A 19,995-nucleotide genomic window follows, 5' to 3' on the forward strand; every position below is an offset into this window, starting at 1 on the left:
TGTCATTCAAGTGGGTATTCAAGAAATTTTATCACAATATGCAAAGACGGAGCAGGTGAATTCACTCATTTCATCTATCCAACAAAAAAATCCAAAAGTACAACTTAAGGGATTGGTCGGATCATCAGATGCGATGATTGCTGCGGCCGCCTATGGATTAGAAGAGCGCCCTTATATCTTCATATTACCAACACATGAAGAGGCTTCTTATTTCTTAAGTGATTTGGAAAGTTTATTCGATAAGCAAATCCTATTTTTTCCTGCATCTTACAGAAAAGCTTTTGAATTCACCCAATTGGACAGTGCGCATGTTTTACAACGAGCGGAAACACTGAGTTCTCTAAATCGCAATACTGGACTTCCTAGAATTGTAGTGACCTATCCCGAAGCGATAGCAGAAAAAGTAATAAACAGATCCGATCTAGAAAAAAACACACTTCCAATTACACAAAATACAAAGCTAGGTATAGATTTCATCAATGAGTTTCTGTACGAATATGATTTTGAACGGGTAGATTTTGTATATGAACCGGGACAATTTGCAATTCGGGGCGGTATTGTTGACATATTCTCTTTTTCAAATGATCTTCCCTACCGTATTGAGTTTTTTGGAGACGAAATCGAAAGCATTCGGACTTTTGATATCGAAACTCAACTATCTGTCAGCAAAATTCATACGGTAACTATCGTTCCTAATGTACAAGCCAAGTTTTTGGCAAACAATCATATTTCTTTGTTAGAATACATTGATAAAAGCGCCGTAATATGGATAAAAGATGTACAATTTACACTCGACATCATATCGAATGGCTACAAGAAAGCCTCTCAATTTTGGAAAGCACTTTCTGATATAGACATCAAAAACAATCCTGAATGGGTAGATCCAAGATTCACTTTCACCGATGACAAAAATTTTGGATCTTTATTATTTGAGTTCCCAAATGTGGAATTTGGAAAGCAGTTTTTCTTTAAGCCCGACCATAGTATTCAGTTTGACACCCATCCGCAACCTTCTTTTAATAAAGACTTCAATCTGCTGATCCACAACTTTAAAGAAAATGAAAGTAAAAAGATAAGTAATCTCATCTTTTCGGATTCCACGAAACAAATAGAACGTATCTACGCGATTTTAGAAGATTTAGACAAAACGGTTTCCTTTACCCCCATCTACCAGGCGCTAAGAGAGGGATTTCGCGATGATCTCATCCAGCTAGCATGTTATACCGATCATCAGATATTTGATCGATATTATAAATACAAAAGAAAAAAAGGCTACGAACGTTCCCAGGCAATTACGCTAAAGGAATTAAGAGATCTAAAACCAGGAGACTATATCACACATATCGATCATGGTGTTGGCAAATATGCCGGTCTCGAAAAAATCGATGTTAGCGGAAAAACTCAGGAAATGATTCGTTTGATCTATGCGGACAATGACCTGTTATATGTCAATATAAATTCGCTCAATCGCATTTCTAAATACTCAGGCAAAGAAGGTACTGTCCCGAAGATGAATAAGCTGGGTACCGATGCTTGGGACAAATTAAAGAAAACAACAAAGAAAAAGGTTAAGGACATCGCACGCGACCTCATCAAACTATATGCTATACGCAAAGCGCAAACGGGGAATGCCTTCAGTCCAGACACCTATCTTCAAAAAGAACTGGAAGCTTCCTTTATTTACGAAGACACACCTGACCAGGAAAAATCTACTGCTGATGTCAAGCGGGATATGGAATCTCCACATCCTATGGATCGATTAGTCTGTGGAGATGTAGGTTTCGGCAAGACTGAAGTAGCTATCAGAGCTGCATTCAAAGCTGTTGCCGATAGCAAACAGGTTGCCGTCCTTGTACCGACGACCATTCTTGCCTTACAACATTTCCGTACATTCTCTGAACGCCTCAAAGGCTTACCAGCAAACATTGATTATATCAATCGATTCAAGACGACGAAACAAATCAAGGAAACATTAAAGAAACTTGAAGAGGGAAAAATAGACATCATCATAGGCACACATCGACTCGTCAGTAAAGATGTCAAGTTTAAGGATTTAGGCTTGATGATCATTGACGAAGAACAAAAGTTCGGGGTATCAGTGAAAGAAAAGCTAAAGGTAATGCGTGCAAATGTAGACTCGTTAACATTAACAGCAACCCCAATACCTCGCACCCTACACTTCTCTCTTATGGGAGCAAGGGATCTAAGCATTATATCCACCCCACCCCCAAATCGCCAACCTGTACAAACAGAGCTTCATGTTTTCAATGAAACGTTAATACAGGAGTCTGTCTCATTTGAACTGGATCGGGGCGGTCAAGTCTTCTTTATACATAACAGAGTTGCTGATCTAAAGCAGCTCGGCGCGATGATTCAAAAGCTTGTTCCAGGAGCACGTGTTGGAGTAGCTCACGGACAACTGGAAGGAGACGACCTAGAAGACGTCATGTTGAAATTCATCAATCATGATTTTGATGTACTAGTCGCTACAACGATTATCGAAGCCGGCTTAGACATCCCCAATGCCAATACCATTATCATCAACCACGCACATATGTTCGGGTTGAGCGATCTTCACCAGATGCGTGGCCGTGTAGGTCGATCCAACAAGAAAGCATTTTGTTATCTACTTAGTCCGCCACTGTCTACCCTAACCCCAGAAGCATACAAGCGTCTCTCAGCCATCGAAGAATTTTCCGAATTAGGTTCTGGCTTTAATGTAGCAATGCGTGATCTCGATATCCGGGGGTCAGGAAATCTCTTAGGGGCAGAACAATCCGGCTTTATTGCCGAAATAGGATTTGAAATGTACAACAAGATCTTAGATGAAGCGGTACAAGAATTGAAAGATGATGAATTTAGCGACCTATTTGCCGACGAGCAAAACCGGAAATACGTAACCTTCACCCAGATCGACACAGATCTTGAGGTATTGATTCCAGATGAGTATGTAACGAATATTAGTGAACGATATAATCTATACAATGAAATAGCGCGATTAGAGAATGAGCAACAGCTGACTGCGTTCGAAAAAGAACTTGAAGATCGTTTTGGTCCTATCCCTAGTCAGGTATTTGAGCTATTTAATACACTTCGACTTCAATGGTTGGGCAAGGAAATAGGGTTCGAAAAAATATCGTTCAAAAAGCAAACACTCAAAGGATATTTCGTTAATAACCCGAAGTCTACATACTTTGAATCTGCTCAATTTGGAAAAGTATTAGAATTTGTACAACACCATCCCAGCATCAGCAACCTGAAAGAGGTTAAGGGACAACTTCGATTGGCTTTGAGCAACGTCAACACAATCGAATATGCACTCAACTTACTAAAAGAAATGCTATAAAAAAAGGGGCTTTTTGACAAATCAAAAAGCCCCTTTTTTTAATTTAACAATTCGGCAAGCTTAGCCTCCAACGCCTCACCACGCAAGTTCGAAGCAACTATTTTTCCTTCCCTATCCAAAAGATAATTCTGCGGAATACCTTTGATAGCATACAGTTCTACAACGATAGATTTCCACCCCTGCAAATCCGAAACGTGCTGCCACTGCCCTAATTTATCATCTTCAATAGCCTTAATCCAAGCATCCTTTTTTCCGGGGTTATCCAAAGATACACCGAAGACAGTAAAACCTTTATCTTTAAATTTATTATATGCAGCCACTACATAAGGATTTTCATGTCTACATGGTCCACACCAAGATGCCCAAAAGTCAACAAGAACATACTGACCTTTAAGTGATGAAAGAGAAATGTCTTTTCCCGTTGTGTCTGGCAATGTAAAATCTGGAGCAGGCATTCCCACAGCAAGCTTACGCATCGATAGAATCTTTTCACTTAGCGCTTTCCCTTTAGCCGTTGACTTCAATGAAGCCGAAAGCGCTTTAAACTTACCTTCCAACTCAAGAACATTTTCAGGGCTTATTTTTTCATCCAATAGCGTTAACGTGACATAACTATTTGGGTTCGCATCAATATACTCTTTGTCAATCACCTCTTGCTTCTCATAGATTTCTTGTGCCTTATTCTGTAAGGAAGCAATAAAGCTTTCGTCACTTTTCTGTTCGTCGCTTGCTGCATAAAACTCCTTATTCAAGGCATCCATAGCACTAGATAACTCCTTGCCTGCCGATTGATATTTTGCAAACTCGTCATTAATAGAATTACCCGAAACCTTTGCGTCTTTCAATGTATTCCCAACAACAGAAATCACCCCGTTGGAAAGATACACGGACCCAAAATCTGGACCTTGAAGTTGGCGAAGAGCCTTGCCTTCTGGTGAAATGATTAAATAAGCCTGCGAGGGCTCGTCGACCACGCCGTTAAATTTAAATTCACCATTAGAAATAGTGGCAGAATCAAGTTTTTCTTGCCCCTTCTCTCTATACTGCATATATACTTTAGCTGGACTATTAAGGGTTCCGACTTTACCTTTTATCGTGTATTGTTCCTGAGCAAAAATTAGTGTCGGCAATATTGCCACACTACACATCAACATTTTCTTCATCATTATTATAATATTCTATACTTTAACTAACGTTCCTTAATTCTATTTTAGTATTACCATCTTCCACTAGCTCCTCCACCGCCAAAGCCGCCACCTCCGAAACCTCCAAAACCACCTCCGCCGCCAAAGCCGCCTCCTCTATCAGAATCATCCCTTGAGCCACCACCCAATCCGCTCAACAACATCCACCAAAAAAGATCTGAAGACCCTTTACCATCAATTATACGACGCCCCTTATTGCGACCACCACCGCCCTTAGAAATCAATGCTATTACAACAAAAACAATAATGATAAGTACCACTCCTCCTAAACGTCCTCCCTCTGATTTTGAAGAATCTTTGGGTTCAGCCTTATATTCGCCTTTTGTGTAAGAAATTATGGAACTAGTTGCGGCATTTAACCCACTATAGTAGTTTCCCGAACGAAAAGCTGGTTTAATATCATTTTCGATAATCCGATAAGCGATAGCATCCGGTAATGCGCCTTCGATACCATAACCAGTCTGAATAGTTACAGCCCTATCCCCAATAGCTGCCAATACCATAACACCGTTGTTATACTTCTTACTCCCGACTCCCCATTTCTGAGCTAATCGGACGGCATAATCGGCTACATCGTAACCTTCCGTAGAGTTAACCAATACAACAGCTATTTGTGTGGAAGTACTGTCATCAAATGCGACTAGCTTACGCTCCAACGCCTGAATTTCTTCAGATGTCAAGGTGTTCGTATAGTCCGTGACCAGCGTTTTAGATACTGGAGGAAAATCCTGTGCCACAGCAACAGATACTCCGATAAAGAAGAGCACGAATAATGTGCTCTTCTTTAATACTAACGAATAAAAGCTTCTTCTCTGATTTCTCATTGAAATAGTTTATGTGGGTACATACCTAATGTTTACCGAAATGTACCTCATTCGGTAACTCATTAATATCGTCCTCTTGTTTTGGAAAAAAATGATGTAATTGCTCCCCTGCTTCATGCACGCCTTCAATAATACCTCGCAAAAAATCACCGGTCCTAAAATGAGGTAACATACGCTCTTTAGTAAGCTCCCAAAAATCCTCAGAAACCCGGCTATGAATCCCAATATCACCAATAATAGCAAACTGATGATCCACAACAGCTAAATAGATTAACACACCATTACGAAGAACAGTCTTATGCATATCCAATTCCTCAAAGTATTGTGTTGCCTTTTGAATTGCTGTCATATCTCCGGCAATATTTTCTACAACGACACGTATCTCTCCGGAGGTTCTATTCTCTGCCCTACTTACAGCATGAGCAATTTGCTCCTGCTCTTCTGTATTCAATATTGACATAATACCGAGATTTAATAACAAAAAAGAAAGATGAATACTGGCCTGCAATACCCATCTTACATTAATCTTTTAAAGAAATTCGTTTAAAACACTAAAACGAGACAGTCGGTGCTTTATCAGAGCCCTCAGCCGCTTTAAAGGTTCCTTTTGCTTTAAAACCAAACATTCCTGCGACAATGTTATTTGGAAAACTTCTTACTGTGGTATTGTAATCTTGTACAGCCTCATTATACGATCGGCGTTCTACAGAAATACGATTCTCCGTTCCTTCTAATTGTGCTTGCAACTCTTGAAAATTTGAATTTGCCTTCAAATCAGGGTAGGCCTCCACACTAACCAACAATCTACCAATGGATTGCGACAAATCGTCCTGGGTCTTTTGATATTCTGCAATTGCTTCTTCCGAAAGATTATCGGCATTGACCGTTACAGATGTCGCTTTTGCTCTTGCTTCAACCACCGCAGTCAAAGTTCCCTGCTCATGCTGAGCTGCCCCTTTAACTGTAGAAACAAGGTTAGGAATCAAATCCGCGCGACGTTGGTAGGCATTTTCTACCTGAGCCCATTTTCCTTTAACATTTTCATCTTTAGAGACCATGGTATTATAACCGCAAGAGCTAAATGAAAGCGCGGTAAATAATCCAACAATTGCAATTAATAATCTTTTCATGTGTACTATTTTCATCAGAATAATTTGTTTTCTACTCCTATAAAGGTATCATAAATTAATTCACTCATATATAGAAATAAGATTCTTAATAGCATGACAACTTCAGTCTTGTTTTTTAAAAATACAAATTACTTTTTAATTTCAAACTAGAGAAACAAAGCAAATGCCAACTTTTTAATATAGATATATGTCTGTTAAATTGTTACTTTTGCACCTATTGTGGGATAAAAACCCAACTTAACACCCTATGCAGAAAGAGATTGAATTGGCGATAAGCCCTGACTTCATACGAGACGAGAATCATATTATCCAACAAGGATCCCTAAAATTAAAAGTGGACCGTAAACGGATTAAGGGTATATATATTCGCAAACGCTCAATAGATGCACGTGCTCGTACGGTAGTTTACCGTGTGCGGGTAGTATTCTTCATTGATGAAGACCCAGCACCTTTATCTTTTAAATCAGACCTTAAACAAGTGGATGACGCGAGGTCGGTGGTCATTATAGGTGCTGGACCGGCTGGCTTATTCGCAGCCTATCGGTGCTTAGAGCTCGGATTGAAACCAATCGTATTGGAACGTGGCAAGCCCGTCCGTGAGCGTCGAAGAGACCTCGCCAAAATCAATCGAGAAGGATTCGTTAATACAGAATCTAACTACTGTTTTGGTGAAGGAGGAGCAGGAACCTACTCCGACGGAAAATTGTACACCCGATCCGATAAAAGGGGCGATGTAAACAAAGTACTCTCCATCTTTGTCGAGCATGGCGCGGATCAAGACATACTCATTGATGCCCGTCCTCATATCGGCACAAACAAGCTCCCACATATCATCGAAGATATGCGTCAACGTATTCAAGAGATGGGTGGAGAAGTACACTTCGACAGTAAAGTAGATGACATCTATACCCAATTTGATGAAGTCACAGCTGTTTCAACAGCCGATGGCAAACGGTTTGATACCAAACATGTTATTCTGGCCACAGGACATTCCGCTAGAGATATCTACGAATTATTCCGGAAGAAGAAATGGCACTTAGAAGCAAAGCCATTTGCTTTGGGTGTACGGATAGAACACCCACAAAGCATAATTGACCAAGCGCAATACCATTGTAGTACGCGTCACGAAAACCTTCCGCCTGCGTATTACAGTCTGGTCGAACAGGTAAACGGCAGGGGTGTCTTCTCATTCTGTATGTGCCCAGGAGGAATTATAGCTCCTTGTGCAACAGATCCGAATGAGATTGTGGTAAATGGCTGGTCGCCATCGAAAAGGAACAACCCTACAGCCAACTCAGGCACAGTCATACAGATTAGTCTAGAAGACGTTCCAAATACAGCACATGACCCATTTGCACTTTTAGATTTTCAAAGACAAGTCGAACAAAAAGCATTCGAATTCGGAGGTGGCAATCTAATGGCACCAGCGCAACGGATGGTCGATTTTGTCGAAAATAGAATCTCTACCGATCTACCCCTAAATTCGTACAAACCGGGGACAAAATCGGTCAACCTCAACGAAGTTCTACCCGATTTTGTCCATCAAGCACTTCGAGGTGCCCTTCCGATCTTCGGAAAAAAAATGAAAGGGTACTATACGAACGAAGCGATCTTAGTCGGAGTCGAATCGAGGACATCGGCACCAATACGTATTCCTCGTGACCCTAACACCCTGCAACATACAGAGATAAAAGGTCTTTATCCCTGTGCCGAAGGTGCTGGCTATGCCGGAGGCATTGTCTCTGCTGCTATAGACGGAATAAACTGTGTAGACGCTATACACAGATTACAATAAGTATTTTACTATTCTTCTTGACAAGAATAGTAAAATAGCTTATTTTTGTATCACAAAACAAGCGAAAGTAGCTCAGTTGGTAGAGCACAACCTTGCCAAGGTTGGGGTCGCGAGTTCGAATCTCGTCTTTCGCTCTAAAAAAGGTTTTATCAGGATATCCGATAAAACCTTTTTTTATTTTTGATAATTATCCATATAACACAAATACTACAACCTGTAAAAACACTGTCTTTACCTATCCATTTTCAAAGAATTGTGCTTTTCAGCAGTTTCATCTTTCTTAATTCCTCCTAAGCGCATTACTGAAGGCGTCATAAACGATAAGACCCCAACAATCCCCATAGCCACACCAGATATAATAAAAGCATTTGCTACGCCGATCTTATCAGCTATAATTCCCGTAAACAATAAACCGATTATACTAGGTAAAATAGCTAAGCTAAAATATAAGGAAAACACACGTCCTAACATTTCAGCCTTTACTTGCTCTTGTATGATAGTCATAAACGCTGCCGAAAAGACAGACATAGACATCCCTCCAATTCCGGTTATTAGAACAAATCCATAGAACCAACCAGCAGGAAATATACCCGAAAACACAAATGTTGCTCCCAAGGCAATATGCATCATATTGACCAACATTATTTTAGAAAAAGAAACCTTTGAGCTCCCCAATAAAGCACCTCCAATCAACATACCTACCCCCCAGATGACCTCTATAACACTCATCTCCCATTTGCCTCCTCCGTAGTGGTCAATAGTCAAGAGCGGAAACATTATCGCTACCGGCATCACACAAAATGTGGCCAGCATAGCATATAAAAATAACAAGCTAAGCCCTTTATTTCTATATATGGCCTGTAGACCGATGTTTAAATCTGCAATAACTCCTGAAATACTAGCTTTAGAAGTCTCTGTAACAAGGCGCGGGATAGTTACAAACAACAATGAGGTGATTGCCAATACTGCTCCGATCACGTCCATATACAACACTTTGCCTATCGGAAAAAAGGTAATAGCTAGCGTTCCCAAAGCAGGTCCTGCAATACTACTTACCGATTGTAGCATTTGATTAATGCCCGATACCCGCAAAAGTTGCTCTTTAGGAACAATCAATGGAGCTATAGCCTGCATCGCTGGAGAGTGAAAAGCTGACCCTACAGAACGACAAGCCAAAAGCAAATAAACGAGCGCTAGATTCGCCTCCCCTTCGACAAAAGCAAACGACATCAAAAAAGTACAGATAGCAATAAAACCATCGGCATAGATCATTACCTTCTTACGATCCCAACGATCAATAAATACTCCAGCAAACGGCCCTATCAGTGCCTGCGGTAGCAAACCTGCAATTCCGGAAAAAGCAAGCACCTCCGCAGACTTATAATGCAAGCTTAAATATATCATTACAGCGAAATTGACTGCCGAACTACTAAGCATGGACACAAATTGTCCAGCCCAAATGTAAATATAGGTTCGAAACCACCTCTGATCTTTCATCAAAAAATTATCCTCTATTTTATTATACTCTTCTCATGCAGCAACGAATTAAACAGACTCCACCTGATTAAGCTATTCAACTGCATATTCCAATCGTAAAGATACATGAGTAGCAATAAAACAATCTATACCTATGAAAAGAAAAAACCTTTAATCAGAATCTCCTCCAGATAACAATATGCAAAAAAGCGTCTAAGAAAAAATCCCTAGACGCTTTATATAAACTAAACTACTATTAATTACTTTTTATCTAGCCCCTTAGCTACAAGATCCTCCACGTAAGCTCGTATTACCTCATTAGAGAATCTTGAAGTCACATCAAATGCAAAAGCATGAACCAACAATGTACGCGCAGATTCCTCGCCAATACCTCTTGCTCTCAAATAAAACAATGCTTCATCATCAAACTGTCCCATAGTACACCCATGAGAACACTTTACATCATCCGCAAAAATTTCTAATTGAGGCTTAGTATTTACTGTTGATTTATCTCCAATCAACATATTGTTATTCTGTTGGAATGCATTTGTCTTTTGTGCGTCCTCGCGAACAAAAATCTTTCCATTAAACACGGCGGTAGATTCGTCTTGCGGTATATTTTTATACCATTCATAGGATTCACAATGTGGTTTCATGTGATCAACAACCGTATGATTATCTACCAACTGTTTATCTGCCAGCAAATTAATGCCGTAGAGGTGAGACTCTACATTTTCTGCATCCAAACGTACATTGATGTCATTACGAACAAATGAAGCGCCTGGGAAGTTGCAATTGTAATTGTTATATAGACTGTACTTTGATTGATAAATCTCTGTATGATTAATATATGAACCCGACGCTGAGGCTAATTGCAGATAATAATGTTGCAACTTCGCGTTTTCGTCTAATACAATCTCCGTTACTTTATTTTGCAGGTTCTTTGCAGATCCGGCCAATGTAATAAATGATTCAATGATTTCGACTTCAGCATTTGCCTCTAGGACATACAAATTTCTAGTTTGTGCAAAAAAATCACTGCTTCCTGTTGCTACGTGTACGATCTGAATCGGCTTAGATACAACCTTATTTTTTCCGACAGACAAATAAAGCCCCGAAGTATGTAAAGCCGTATTTAACGCTACTACAGCACTTCCTGTTTTATCAGCATGTTGCGCAAAATGCTTCTGAAAGTTCAACTCTAATGCGGCCTCTTCGATAGGCTTAACAGTCAGACCAATTTCATCCTCCAAAGAAGAAAAAGCTAGCACATATTGTCCATTGATCAACACAATACGATGTGCATCCAACCCTGGGATATCTGCTTGGCTCAAATCCAAATCGGAAACATCTACATCTTCATTCAACAGGTAAGTCTTGTTGATCAAACTGTGGATATTTGTATATTTCCAATCTTCGTTTTTCACCGTAGGGAAACCCTGTTGCTCGAACTGAGCAAAGGCACCTTTACGTATATCTTTTAGCGATGAAAGTTCATTAGTCGACTCCAACTCTTGAAAAGTAGAAGCTAACTGTTCGAATAAAGAATTTGCTACTATAGTACTCATGTTATTTTTTATCAACCCACCCATCTCCAAATCCATCTGGGCGGATCTATTTTTTGTAAACGGCTAGAAACAATATTCAAAGCCTTCGTTGTATATCCCGATTAGCCCTCTTGTGTATCCAATTCTTTAAGCCAATCGTACCCTTTCTCCTCCAGCTCCAACGCCAATTCCTTTGTTCCAGTCTTCACGATACGTCCATCGTACAACACGTGTACAAAATCAGGAACTATATAGTCCAATAAACGTTGGTAGTGCGTAATCACGACGAATGCATTATCCTTTGAACGCAATTGATTCACACCATTAGCTACAATACGCAACGCATCAATATCCAATCCCGAATCCGTCTCGTCCAAAATAGATAACTTTGGATTCAACATTGCTAGCTGAAAAATCTCATTACGTTTTTTCTCACCTCCCGAAAAACCTTCGTTCAACGAACGGTTCGCCAGATTAGCAGAGAACTCAACTAATTGCTGTTTTTCTTTAACTGTTCTCAAGAACTCTTTTGCTTCCATAGGAGGCAAACCTTTATATTCGCGAATATCATTAACCGCTGTCTTCAAGAAGTTGATGTTAGACACACCGGGGATCTCTACAGGATATTGAAATGCTAAAAACAAACCTTCGCGTGCTCTATCTTCGGGTGACAAATCCAATAAATCCACGCCATCCAAAATAGCCTCTCCTGCTGTTACTTCATAGGAATCTCTCCCTGCCAGCACATTGCCCAAGGTACTTTTTCCAGCCCCATTAGGTCCCATAATAGCATGAACCTCACCGGGTTTAACCTCTAGATTTAATCCCTTTAATATTTGTTTGTCCTCTATAGACGCATGTAAATTTTTAATGCTTAACATTACTTTAGTATTGAGTATTGAGTATTGGGCATTGAGACCTATAACTCAATTATTATTTTTAATTGTTCTATATTACTTATTACCCTACTGAACCTTCTAAAGAGATAGCAATCAATTTCTGAGCTTCAACAGCAAATTCCATTGGCAACTGGTTTAACACCTCTTTGGCATAGCCGTTGACAATTAAACCTACCGCTTTTTCAGAATCGATACCACGTTGATTCAAATAGAATACTTGATCTTCTCCAATTTTAGAAGTCGTAGCCTCGTGCTCTAACTTTGCTGTCTTACTTTTATTTTCGATGTATGGGAATGTATGAGCTCCACAACGATCTCCGATTAAAAGCGAATCACATTGTGTAAAGTTCCGCGAATTGTCCGCATTCGGACCGATTTTCACCAACCCACGGTAGCTATTATGGCTTCTTCCTGCGGAAATCCCTTTAGAGATGATTTTAGATCTGGTATTTTTACCCAAATGAATCATTTTCGTACCTGTATCAGCTACCTGAAAGTTCTTCGTCATCGCAACAGAATAGAACTCGCCTACTGAATTATCCCCTTTAAGAATAACCCCTGGGTATTTCCATGTAATAGCAGAACCTGTTTCTACCTGAGTCCAAGAAATCTTGGAATTATCCCCCTTACAAATACCACGCTTTGTCACAAAGTTAAAAATCCCACCTTTTCCTTCTTTATCTCCAGGATACCAATTTTGTACAGTAGAGTATTTAATTTCAGCATCTTTCATCGCTATCAATTCGACAACAGCTGCATGCAATTGATTTTCATCGCGCATCGGTGCAGTACATCCCTCCAAGTACGAAACATAGGATCCTTCATCTGCAACAATCAATGTACGTTCAAATTGACCTGTATTCTGTGCGTTGATACGGAAATAAGTAGAAAGTTCCATTGGGCAATGTACTCCCTTAGGGATATACACAAATGAACCATCAGAAAACACCGCTGAATTTAGCGCTGCATATATATTATCGGTTTGAGGAACAACTGTCCCCAAATATTCTTTCACCAACTCAGGATATTCTTGTACAGCTTCGCCGAAAGAACAGAATATAACTCCCTTTTCCTTCAACTTTTCACGAAAAGTCGTTTTAACAGAAACAGAGTCAAAAACCGCATCAACAGCAACAACTCCTGCTAATATCTTCTGTTCATCCAATGGAATCCCTAATTTCGCAAAAGTAGCCAACAATTCAGGATCCACCTCATCCATACTCTCCAACAGCTTTTTGGGCTTAGGAGCAGCATAATAAGAAAGATCTTGAAAATCAACTTCAGGATTTTCAAAATTCTGCCATGTAGGCATCTTCATTTTTAAGAAATGTTGGAAAGCTTTCAACCGCCATTCTAATAACCATTCTGGTTCGTTCTTTTTTGAAGATATCAGGCGAATAGTGTCTTCATTCAATCCCTTGGGAGCAATGTCCATCTCAATATCGGTTGTAAAACCGTATTTGTACTCCTCCTGCTCCAGCTCTTTCAGTAATTCGTCGTCTTTGGTACTCATAGTAATCTTTTCCCTTTTATGAATAGGCAACCCCCACTCTCTTATAGGACTACAAAGCTACGACTTAAATAGCAATTAAACAGTATATTTTCCTCCATTAAGCAGCGTTATTCCCTAAATTTGTGACAAACATCACTTTTTTTGTGCTCAGAACAGTTTCGTGTTTCTTTTTTGACAAAAAAATGATTACAATAGCTAAAAACTATAAACATCTCCTAATTAAATAACCAACAACTATTGCATTGCACTCAAAAAACTTTACACCAAAACCACATTTCTTTCAGCGTCTAATGTTATATTTTTAAAGCGTCGTAATCAAAAATGAATGCTCTTCTTTATATTTTTTACCCAGGGTATTCGTGAATTCGAAGCATTTTATTTAAGTTTACAAATTGAACTAAAATAGCCTTATGTCTTATCAACCGGATAAATTAGATTTAAAAATACTACGGCTGCTGCAAGAGAATGGAAGAATTACAAATCTCCAACTAGCGACAAACATTGGTTTATCGCCTGCACCTACACTAGAAAGAGTACGAAAGCTAGAAAACTCGGGCTTTATCAAAAGTTACCATGCCTTCGTTGACGAGGAAAAATTAGGTTTGGGAATCAAATCCTTTATTCAAATTTCTCTAGACTTTCACACACATAATGCTATCCCTGAATTCGTAGAAGCAGTAAAGGCTATCCCAGAGGTTACAGAATGTCATCATGTCACCGGCAATTGTGACTTTATCTTAAAAGTCTATGTAAAAGACATTAAAGCATATGAAGGTGTTATTATGGAAAAGATTGCTAAAATCCCATTTGTAAAAACATTTCAAACAATGATGATCATGTCTACTTCTAAAAAAGAGCCTATCGTACCTTTAGAATACTAAACAGAATGCCAGAGCAAACTATACCTTATAACGACTTCGCAATAATATTGACATGGCCTGATGCAACCATTAGGGGTGACGAAAAGTGGATGATGTTTTTCAAAAAAATAGGTATAGTAAAAAATCTCAACTTCAAAGTCGGTCACACAGGAGTAGTACTTGTAGACAGCAAAAATGGCAGCATGTTGTTTTACGATTTTGGCAGATACATTGCTCCACGTGGTTACGGTCGTGCACGGTCGCAATTCTCGGACCCTTTATTGGAAATAAAGTTAGCTGCCAAATTTCACGAAAACAAAATCTGTAACCTCCAAGAAATAGTCGAACATTTCGAACTTTTAAAACCAGCAATGTATGGGGAAGGAAAGTTATTCCTATCCGTTGTCGAGGGAATAAACTTTTCCATGGCCCGTAAATACGGGGATCAATGTGTTATGCAAGGCACCTATCCCTATGGAGCAGTGGCCCGTAATAACAATAACTGTTCTCGCTTTATAACTAGAATGCTGATAAAGTCTTCTCAACGGTTTCATTTCTGGCATATGATTAATTTGCCTGAAACCATAAAAAGCAGTCCAGTAAGCAATTTGATAAATACGGTAAATGATCGTATGATTTATTCCTATACTCCCCAAGATGGTCTTATACGTTTTCGGATGAACCGATTCCAATCATTTTGGTTCCTTGTACGACAACTTGGAGACAATGTCTTTCAGACTAAAGCAGATTTACTACCCACGGATCAAATTATCGGTGCAGTACATTATCGTTCCAAACCAATCACAGTACCAAAAGAAGCGATGTATCTCGGAGGCGTAGGAGATGGCGCTTGGTATACGGTATCGCCTCAAGAAAACAAGCAACTAATAATCAAAAGGTTTACAACATCAGGCAAGCTCGAATATGTCGTATTAGGCGAAGCAGATGAAACATTTGACCCCACAATCTCTTTCGAAATCACTTACGATAGCCACCTACTCTTTACGCACATCCTTCAAGAAGGTGTCAAGATTTATATCAAACACCTCAAACAACTTGAAATCAAAGAATATACATACGAGCATATTCAAGAACGCTATGCTTAGTCTAACCGCCAATTTATGGCCTCTCTACCCTTCATTTGCAGAAAAACATTAGCCTGAGAGAAATGCTTTGATCCAAAAAAACCGCGATACACAGAGAGTGGAGATGGATGTACAGCTTTTAATATTAAATGTTTTCGATGATCTATAAGTACGGACTTCTTCTGTGCATAGGCTCCCCACAACATAAACACCACCCCCTCCAATTCTTCTGAAATTTTTGCAATAATCTGATCAGTCAACACCTCCCATCCTTGCTTCTGATGAGATCCTGCTTGATGTGCCCGTACGGTGAGCGTAGCATTGAGTAATAAGACCCCTTGCTTCGCCCATTTTGTCAAATCGCCAGACTGAGGGTACACAAAGCCAGGTATATCGACTGTAAGTTCTGAAAAAATATTTTTAAGTGATGGAGGATGAGCGATACCTTTAGGCACCGAGAAGGAGAGTCCATGTGCCTGTCCGATATTATGATAAGGGTCCTGTCCTAAAATCACCACTTTCACCTTTTCTAATGGGGTCAACTTAAATGCATTGAAGACTTGATCTTGCGGTGGGTAGACAGCACAGTTCTTACGCTCTTCTTGAACAAAGGCAGATAAACGATGCATATATTCCTGCTTAAATAGAGGTTTCAACACCCTATCCCAGCTCTCGTCAAATAGTTTTTCCATGCGTCCAAACTTAGTTAAAATGCCCTATATTAACCAAAAGATACGCCAAAAAGATGTAAATATTAATTAGATCCTTTCAAATGCCTATGGTTATACTTTCGCTTATAAACGGATTGTTTCAGATGTGTATCACCAGAAATTATCGAAATACTCCCATCTTCTTCAAACATGGCCAGTTTTACATCCTTAATATGTTCTACACCGTGCTCGCGCATTGCTTCATACAATTCATCAGCCGATATCCCTATCCTACTCAACATATCGAAATCCGGTTTACCTTTGTGTACCAACACTTCTGGTTTCTGCTCCATGATTTTCTGTAAATACCTATTTTTCAAAACAAAACGCTTGAACAAGAAATTAATCAGAAAAAGCACAAATGCAGCCAATAGTCCGCCTTCAAGACTGCTGTTTTCGCCTACCATGGCATTTTGTACGGCATTGCTAATGAGTAGTATCAGGATGACATCAGCCGTATTAAGTTGGGATAGTTCTTTTTTACCAAAAACACGAATGGCAATCAACATGAAAAGATAAACCACCACGCAACGGATAATGACATTTAAATACGCTTCCATCAGATTTGTTTTATACAAGATAAGACAAAAATTACATATGCGGTGTTCAGTTCGTTACTTGCATTAAAAATCACTTACCAAAAGGGCGTTTCTGTTATAAATTCCAAGGGATACTCATTTTTATCCATCAAACCTGTTGGATAACATCTTAAATTAATGGATATTTGCATATTCAAATAGTTATAGAGAGAAATGTCAAATTTAGTACGTATAATTTTAAGCAGCCTCCTATTGATAGGTACTGTGGCTCTTTTTTGGTTCGGCATGTGGGGATGGGGAATACTAGCCATCTTAATCACCATACTTGCGTGGGTCACTGTATTTTTTAATGAAAATATGTTAATTGCACAATGGTATTTTAGAAAACAAGATATCCCCAATGCAGAAAAATGGTTAAATAAGATTAAGAACTATGAGTCTCAATTAATCAATGCACAACACGGATACTACCACTTGTTACTTGGCTTGATTGAGTCTCAACGCGCACCTATGCAATCAGAAAAGTTCTTTAAAAAAGCTCTTTCCCTAGGTCTACATATGGATCACAATGTAGCCTTAGCAAAATTGAGCTTGGCAGGTGTCATGATGGCTAAGCGAAATAAACGTGAAGCAGAAAAGCTATTACAGGAAGCAAAAAAAGCAGACAAAAACAAACTACTGGCCGATCAGATTAAAATGATGAAAGACCAGATGTCTATGATGGACAAACAGCAATTCCGCTATTCAAGATAAACAAAAAGGCAATCTAAATTAGATTGCCTTTTTTATTTATAGATCGATTATTACTTCTAAAAATTTCCCTTCCTCTTCACTATCCTCAAAAGCCAATTTAAATTGCTGTGGCTTTCCCCACTGTTTTTTCCACCCTGCTGTTTTAACAATAAACTTAACGGGCTCATCTTCCTCCAGCAGATAATGTATATAATTCTGTCTATCGGTCAATTTCACCAAAACCTTCCCCATCTGCATAGAGTCGTATAAATACGTCTTACCACCAGAATCAACAATACCTGAAGCAAAACTATTAAGCTTGAACTCACGGGTGCCTTTTTGATAGGATATCAAAAATAGTTCAACAGTAGCCGTATCCGCATTTTTGGACAAAGTCGCGCTCTTTACATCAATCTGTATATCATCAATCTCCAACAATTCTCTTGTTGGCTCTTGCGCAAGAACTAGCGTTCTCAAACAAAAAGTAAATGCAATAAGTAACCCAACCTTTCTCATTACCTTAGGCGATCTGCCGATTTAATTAACTTTTCATCTTTACGAATTCCACCTATTGCCATCGCAAGAAAGATAATTGCAACAGGTAACAGAAAGAATCCCACTCCAATATTATGTGCTCCAAAAGATTGAGAGATTAAACTTAAGGTATTATTAGCAGACACAAATAACCAAACTGCAAAAAGACATATTAACAGGATTTCAACAAAAATTAGGGTTAATTGTCTCTTTCTATTTTTATATAGAAAAATCGTTATAATAGGTATAAATCCGAGTACAAGAGTAGCTACCGTTTGTAGGATATAACTTTCCTGTTTCACACTTTCATTATTCACAGCAGAATAGGATCCTGTCACCAAAAGTTTTTTACCCAAACCCACCAGGTCTGTATAATTCAAATAGGGGAAAATAAATAAACCCAGAATAACAACAGCGGCTAATAGTAACCAAATCGACTGAATACGTTGTATCATAACTTTCTTTTATTATTATAACGCAAACTTATATAAAATGCTTTGCATTCACGAATACCGAGCACAAAAACAGCCGCACAGCATCCGTCATCGTAAGTTTGTAAAGCAACAGCAGGATTATCAGATACAGAATATAGTTTTGTATTTAGGTTAAGATCCAGCAGAGAGAAGGAATAAGACTTTAGTTCGTCATTAGTCATATAAGACTCTTCGGTATGTTAGTCCCCTTCTCTCATTCTTATTACGAACTTGGACAGTTCATTAGGCCTTAGGAGCCTGTTTTTACGATTGATAAGTCATAATAAGAACTGCTGAAATCCTTTTTTTACGATTAGTACAAATATGGTAACAGGAATCGATTGTTCAAAAGATTATTTTGACATTGCAGTTTTAAAAGAAGGCAAAGTAGCTTTCAAGGGCAGGTTTGCTAACAATAGTAAAGGTTTTACGGATATGCTTCGGCATACCCAAGGGAGCCATGTTGCGATGGAAGCGACAGGTCCTTATTACTTCCAGCTGGCAAGATTTTTATATGATTCGGGAACACGTGTTTCAGTAGTTAATCCATTGGTTATACGCCGGTTTGCACAGATGAGATTGTCTAGAGCAAAGACAGACAAGAAAGATGCGATGGTAATAGCAGCGTTTGTACAGATGACCAGTCCTAAGCTCTGGGAACCTCCAACTGAAGCAATCCAAAGCATCCGCAATCTGGAAACTTATCTGGAGGGGCTTAAGCAAAGAAGGCACATGTTAGGTAGTCAATTGCATGCTTTTGAGGCCGCAGGCACAATAGATAGGCTATTGTATGATGAAATAACGGAGGAGGTTGAAAGCCATGATAAACGGATTGGGGAGAAAGAGCGCCAGATAGAAATCCTGATAAAACAGCACTACGCAGAAATGGCCTCTAATATCAGAAGTGTACCCGGTATAGGTCCCAGAAGTGTTTCTATGCTGATCATTGCTACAGATGGCTTCGGGATGTTCAAAAACTACAAGCAGGTCATATCTTATTTCGGACTGGCGCCCAGGATATATGAATCAGGTACAAGTGTGAAAGGTAAAGGTCATATCTGTAAAATGGGAATGGGACAGGTAAGAAAAGTATTATATATGGCAGCCGTTTCTGCCATAAAATGCAACAAAGCCTGTAAAGATCTCTACGAAAGGTTGAGGGGTAAAGGAAAACCTTATCGGGTAGCAATAATAGCAGCGGTAAACAAGCTGATCAAACAGGTATTTGCAATAGCAAAATCAGGGGAACCGTATAAAGTACAGCTCTCCTAACAGAATATTATTTGGAGAAAATTAAATTTAAGTTTGGATTTAAACACAGTTCATA

At 39.2% G+C, this 19,995-nt stretch carries 18 protein-coding genes and 1 tRNA gene; 7 read left to right on the forward strand and 12 right to left on the reverse strand.

The window, feature by feature from the left end:
- Window positions 1-10 precede the first annotated feature (10 nt).
- Complete coding sequence (gene mfd / locus B5X76_RS13745; protein ID WP_079643808.1) at window positions 11-3,346, forward strand: transcription-repair coupling factor; 3,336 nt, start codon at window positions 11-13, stop codon at window positions 3,344-3,346.
- A gap of 38 nt (window positions 3,347-3,384) precedes the next feature.
- Here the strand turns inward: mfd and B5X76_RS13750 are convergent, their stop codons facing one another.
- From B5X76_RS13750 to B5X76_RS13765, 4 genes are all read right to left on the reverse strand, one after another.
- The gene (locus tag B5X76_RS13750) at window positions 3,385-4,512 is read right to left on the reverse strand and encodes a TlpA disulfide reductase family protein (protein ID WP_245801042.1); all 1,128 of its coding nucleotides are present in this window, start codon (window positions 4,510-4,512) and stop codon (window positions 3,385-3,387) included.
- Window positions 4,513-4,562: 50 nt separating this feature from the next.
- Window positions 4,563-5,375, reverse strand: a complete 813-nt coding sequence (locus B5X76_RS13755; protein WP_079643811.1) for a TPM domain-containing protein — start codon at window positions 5,373-5,375, stop codon at window positions 4,563-4,565.
- A gap of 25 nt (window positions 5,376-5,400) precedes the next feature.
- Window positions 5,401-5,835: a TPM domain-containing protein gene (locus B5X76_RS13760; RefSeq protein WP_079643813.1), complete on the reverse strand. Its 435-nt coding sequence runs from the start codon at window positions 5,833-5,835 to the stop codon at window positions 5,401-5,403.
- 91 nt (window positions 5,836-5,926) lie between these two features.
- Window positions 5,927-6,505, reverse strand: coding sequence for a LemA family protein (locus B5X76_RS13765; RefSeq protein ID WP_079643850.1), 579 nt, complete (start codon window positions 6,503-6,505; stop codon window positions 5,927-5,929).
- Between the two features lie 247 nt (window positions 6,506-6,752).
- On the opposite strand from B5X76_RS13765, the gene B5X76_RS13770 reads away from it, so the two are divergent.
- Entirely contained in the window at window positions 6,753-8,300 is a 1,548-nt protein-coding gene (locus B5X76_RS13770; protein WP_079643815.1) for an NAD(P)/FAD-dependent oxidoreductase, read from the forward strand.
- Window positions 8,301-8,361: 61 nt separating this feature from the next.
- Window positions 8,362-8,434: transfer RNA gene (locus B5X76_RS13775), tRNA-Gly, on the forward strand.
- 97 nt (window positions 8,435-8,531) lie between these two features.
- On the opposite strand, the gene B5X76_RS13780 is transcribed toward B5X76_RS13775, so the two are convergent.
- The 4 genes from B5X76_RS13780 to sufB all read right to left on the reverse strand — a co-directional run bounded on the left by B5X76_RS13780 (window position 8,532) and on the right by sufB (window position 13,735).
- A complete protein-coding gene (locus tag B5X76_RS13780) occupies window positions 8,532-9,797 on the reverse strand; it encodes an MFS transporter (RefSeq protein WP_079643817.1) in 1,266 nt (421 codons plus the stop codon).
- A 239-nt stretch (window positions 9,798-10,036) separates the two neighbouring features.
- Window positions 10,037-11,344 (reverse strand): Fe-S cluster assembly protein SufD, encoded by a 1,308-nt coding sequence (sufD, locus tag B5X76_RS13785; RefSeq protein WP_139375318.1) that lies wholly within the window; start codon window positions 11,342-11,344, stop codon window positions 10,037-10,039.
- 101 nt (window positions 11,345-11,445) lie between these two features.
- A complete protein-coding gene (gene sufC, locus B5X76_RS13790) occupies window positions 11,446-12,204 on the reverse strand; it encodes a Fe-S cluster assembly ATPase SufC (protein ID WP_079643821.1) in 759 nt (252 codons plus the stop codon).
- A 79-nt stretch (window positions 12,205-12,283) separates the two neighbouring features.
- On the reverse strand, window positions 12,284-13,735 hold the full coding sequence (gene sufB / locus B5X76_RS13795) for a Fe-S cluster assembly protein SufB (protein ID WP_079643823.1): 1,452 nt from the start codon (window positions 13,733-13,735) through the stop codon (window positions 12,284-12,286).
- 410 nt (window positions 13,736-14,145) lie between these two features.
- On the opposite strand from sufB, the gene B5X76_RS13800 reads away from it, so the two are divergent.
- Both B5X76_RS13800 and B5X76_RS13805 read left to right on the forward strand, forming a co-directional pair.
- Entirely contained in the window at window positions 14,146-14,616 is a 471-nt protein-coding gene (locus tag B5X76_RS13800) for an Lrp/AsnC family transcriptional regulator (protein WP_021071083.1), read from the forward strand.
- Between the two features lie 5 nt (window positions 14,617-14,621).
- Window positions 14,622-15,701 (forward strand): DUF6695 family protein, encoded by a 1,080-nt coding sequence (locus B5X76_RS13805; RefSeq protein ID WP_079643825.1) that lies wholly within the window; start codon window positions 14,622-14,624, stop codon window positions 15,699-15,701.
- Here the strand turns inward: B5X76_RS13805 and ung are convergent.
- Together ung and B5X76_RS13815 are read right to left on the reverse strand one after the other, a co-directional pair.
- Complete coding sequence (gene ung / locus B5X76_RS13810) at window positions 15,698-16,372, reverse strand: uracil-DNA glycosylase (protein ID WP_079643827.1); 675 nt, start codon at window positions 16,370-16,372, stop codon at window positions 15,698-15,700. The genes B5X76_RS13805 and ung overlap by 4 nt on opposite strands.
- 62 nt (window positions 16,373-16,434) lie before the next feature.
- Window positions 16,435-16,950 (reverse strand): DUF421 domain-containing protein, encoded by a 516-nt coding sequence (locus B5X76_RS13815; RefSeq protein WP_079643829.1) that lies wholly within the window; start codon window positions 16,948-16,950, stop codon window positions 16,435-16,437.
- 192 nt (window positions 16,951-17,142) lie between these two features.
- Here B5X76_RS13815 and B5X76_RS13820 point away from each other — a divergent pair, with 192 nt between their 5' ends.
- Window positions 17,143-17,682 carry a tetratricopeptide repeat protein gene (locus B5X76_RS13820; RefSeq protein WP_079643831.1) on the forward strand — a complete coding sequence of 180 codons (540 nt, stop codon included), beginning with the start codon at window positions 17,143-17,145 and terminating at the stop codon, window positions 17,680-17,682.
- Between the two features lie 36 nt (window positions 17,683-17,718).
- Here B5X76_RS13820 and B5X76_RS13825 read toward each other — a convergent pair whose 3' ends face one another.
- Together B5X76_RS13825 and B5X76_RS13830 are read right to left on the reverse strand one after the other, a co-directional pair.
- Window positions 17,719-18,177 carry a hypothetical protein gene (locus B5X76_RS13825; RefSeq protein WP_245801043.1) on the reverse strand — a complete coding sequence of 153 codons (459 nt, stop codon included), beginning with the start codon at window positions 18,175-18,177 and terminating at the stop codon, window positions 17,719-17,721.
- Window positions 18,177-18,650, reverse strand: a complete 474-nt coding sequence (locus B5X76_RS13830; RefSeq protein ID WP_079643833.1) for a DUF4293 domain-containing protein — start codon at window positions 18,648-18,650, stop codon at window positions 18,177-18,179. Before B5X76_RS13830 ends, B5X76_RS13825 begins: the two co-directional genes overlap by 1 nt.
- 342 nt (window positions 18,651-18,992) lie before the next feature.
- On the opposite strand from B5X76_RS13830, the gene B5X76_RS13840 reads away from it, so the two are divergent.
- Complete coding sequence (locus B5X76_RS13840; RefSeq protein ID WP_079642830.1) at window positions 18,993-19,940, forward strand: IS110 family RNA-guided transposase; 948 nt, start codon at window positions 18,993-18,995, stop codon at window positions 19,938-19,940.
- Window positions 19,941-19,995 lie beyond the last annotated feature (55 nt).

The organism is Sphingobacterium nematocida, assembly GCF_900168125.1.
Classification (GTDB): Bacteria; Bacteroidota; Bacteroidia; order Sphingobacteriales; family Sphingobacteriaceae; genus Sphingobacterium; species Sphingobacterium nematocida.

Bases quoted from the DNA above. Each gene is read 5' to 3' on its own strand.
- B5X76_RS13750 (WP_245801042.1), bottom strand. From the start codon at position 4,512: ATGATGAAGAAAATGTTGATGTGTAGTGTGGCAATATTGCCGACACTA.
- B5X76_RS13755 (WP_079643811.1), bottom strand. From the start codon at position 5,375: ATGAGAAATCAGAGAAGAAGCTTTTATTCGTTAGTATTAAAGAAGAGC.
- B5X76_RS13760 (WP_079643813.1), bottom strand. From the start codon at position 5,835: ATGTCAATATTGAATACAGAAGAGCAGGAGCAAATTGCTCATGCTGTA.
- B5X76_RS13765 (WP_079643850.1), bottom strand. From the start codon at position 6,505: ATGAAAAGATTATTAATTGCAATTGTTGGATTATTTACCGCGCTTTCA.
- B5X76_RS13770 (WP_079643815.1), top strand. From the start codon at position 6,753: ATGCAGAAAGAGATTGAATTGGCGATAAGCCCTGACTTCATACGAGAC.
- B5X76_RS13780 (WP_079643817.1), bottom strand. From the start codon at position 9,797: ATGAAAGATCAGAGGTGGTTTCGAACCTATATTTACATTTGGGCTGGA.
- sufD (WP_139375318.1), bottom strand. From the start codon at position 11,344: ATGAGTACTATAGTAGCAAATTCTTTATTCGAACAGTTAGCTTCTACT.
- sufC (WP_079643821.1), bottom strand. From the start codon at position 12,204: ATGTTAAGCATTAAAAATTTACATGCGTCTATAGAGGACAAACAAATA.
- sufB (WP_079643823.1), bottom strand. From the start codon at position 13,735: ATGAGTACCAAAGACGACGAATTACTGAAAGAGCTGGAGCAGGAGGAG.
- B5X76_RS13800 (WP_021071083.1), top strand. From the start codon at position 14,146: ATGTCTTATCAACCGGATAAATTAGATTTAAAAATACTACGGCTGCTG.
- B5X76_RS13805 (WP_079643825.1), top strand. From the start codon at position 14,622: ATGCCAGAGCAAACTATACCTTATAACGACTTCGCAATAATATTGACA.
- ung (WP_079643827.1), bottom strand. From the start codon at position 16,372: ATGGAAAAACTATTTGACGAGAGCTGGGATAGGGTGTTGAAACCTCTA.
- B5X76_RS13815 (WP_079643829.1), bottom strand. From the start codon at position 16,950: ATGGAAGCGTATTTAAATGTCATTATCCGTTGCGTGGTGGTTTATCTT.
- B5X76_RS13820 (WP_079643831.1), top strand. From the start codon at position 17,143: ATGTCAAATTTAGTACGTATAATTTTAAGCAGCCTCCTATTGATAGGT.
- B5X76_RS13825 (WP_245801043.1), bottom strand. From the start codon at position 18,177: ATGAGAAAGGTTGGGTTACTTATTGCATTTACTTTTTGTTTGAGAACG.
- B5X76_RS13830 (WP_079643833.1), bottom strand. From the start codon at position 18,650: ATGATACAACGTATTCAGTCGATTTGGTTACTATTAGCCGCTGTTGTT.
- B5X76_RS13840 (WP_079642830.1), top strand. From the start codon at position 18,993: ATGGTAACAGGAATCGATTGTTCAAAAGATTATTTTGACATTGCAGTT.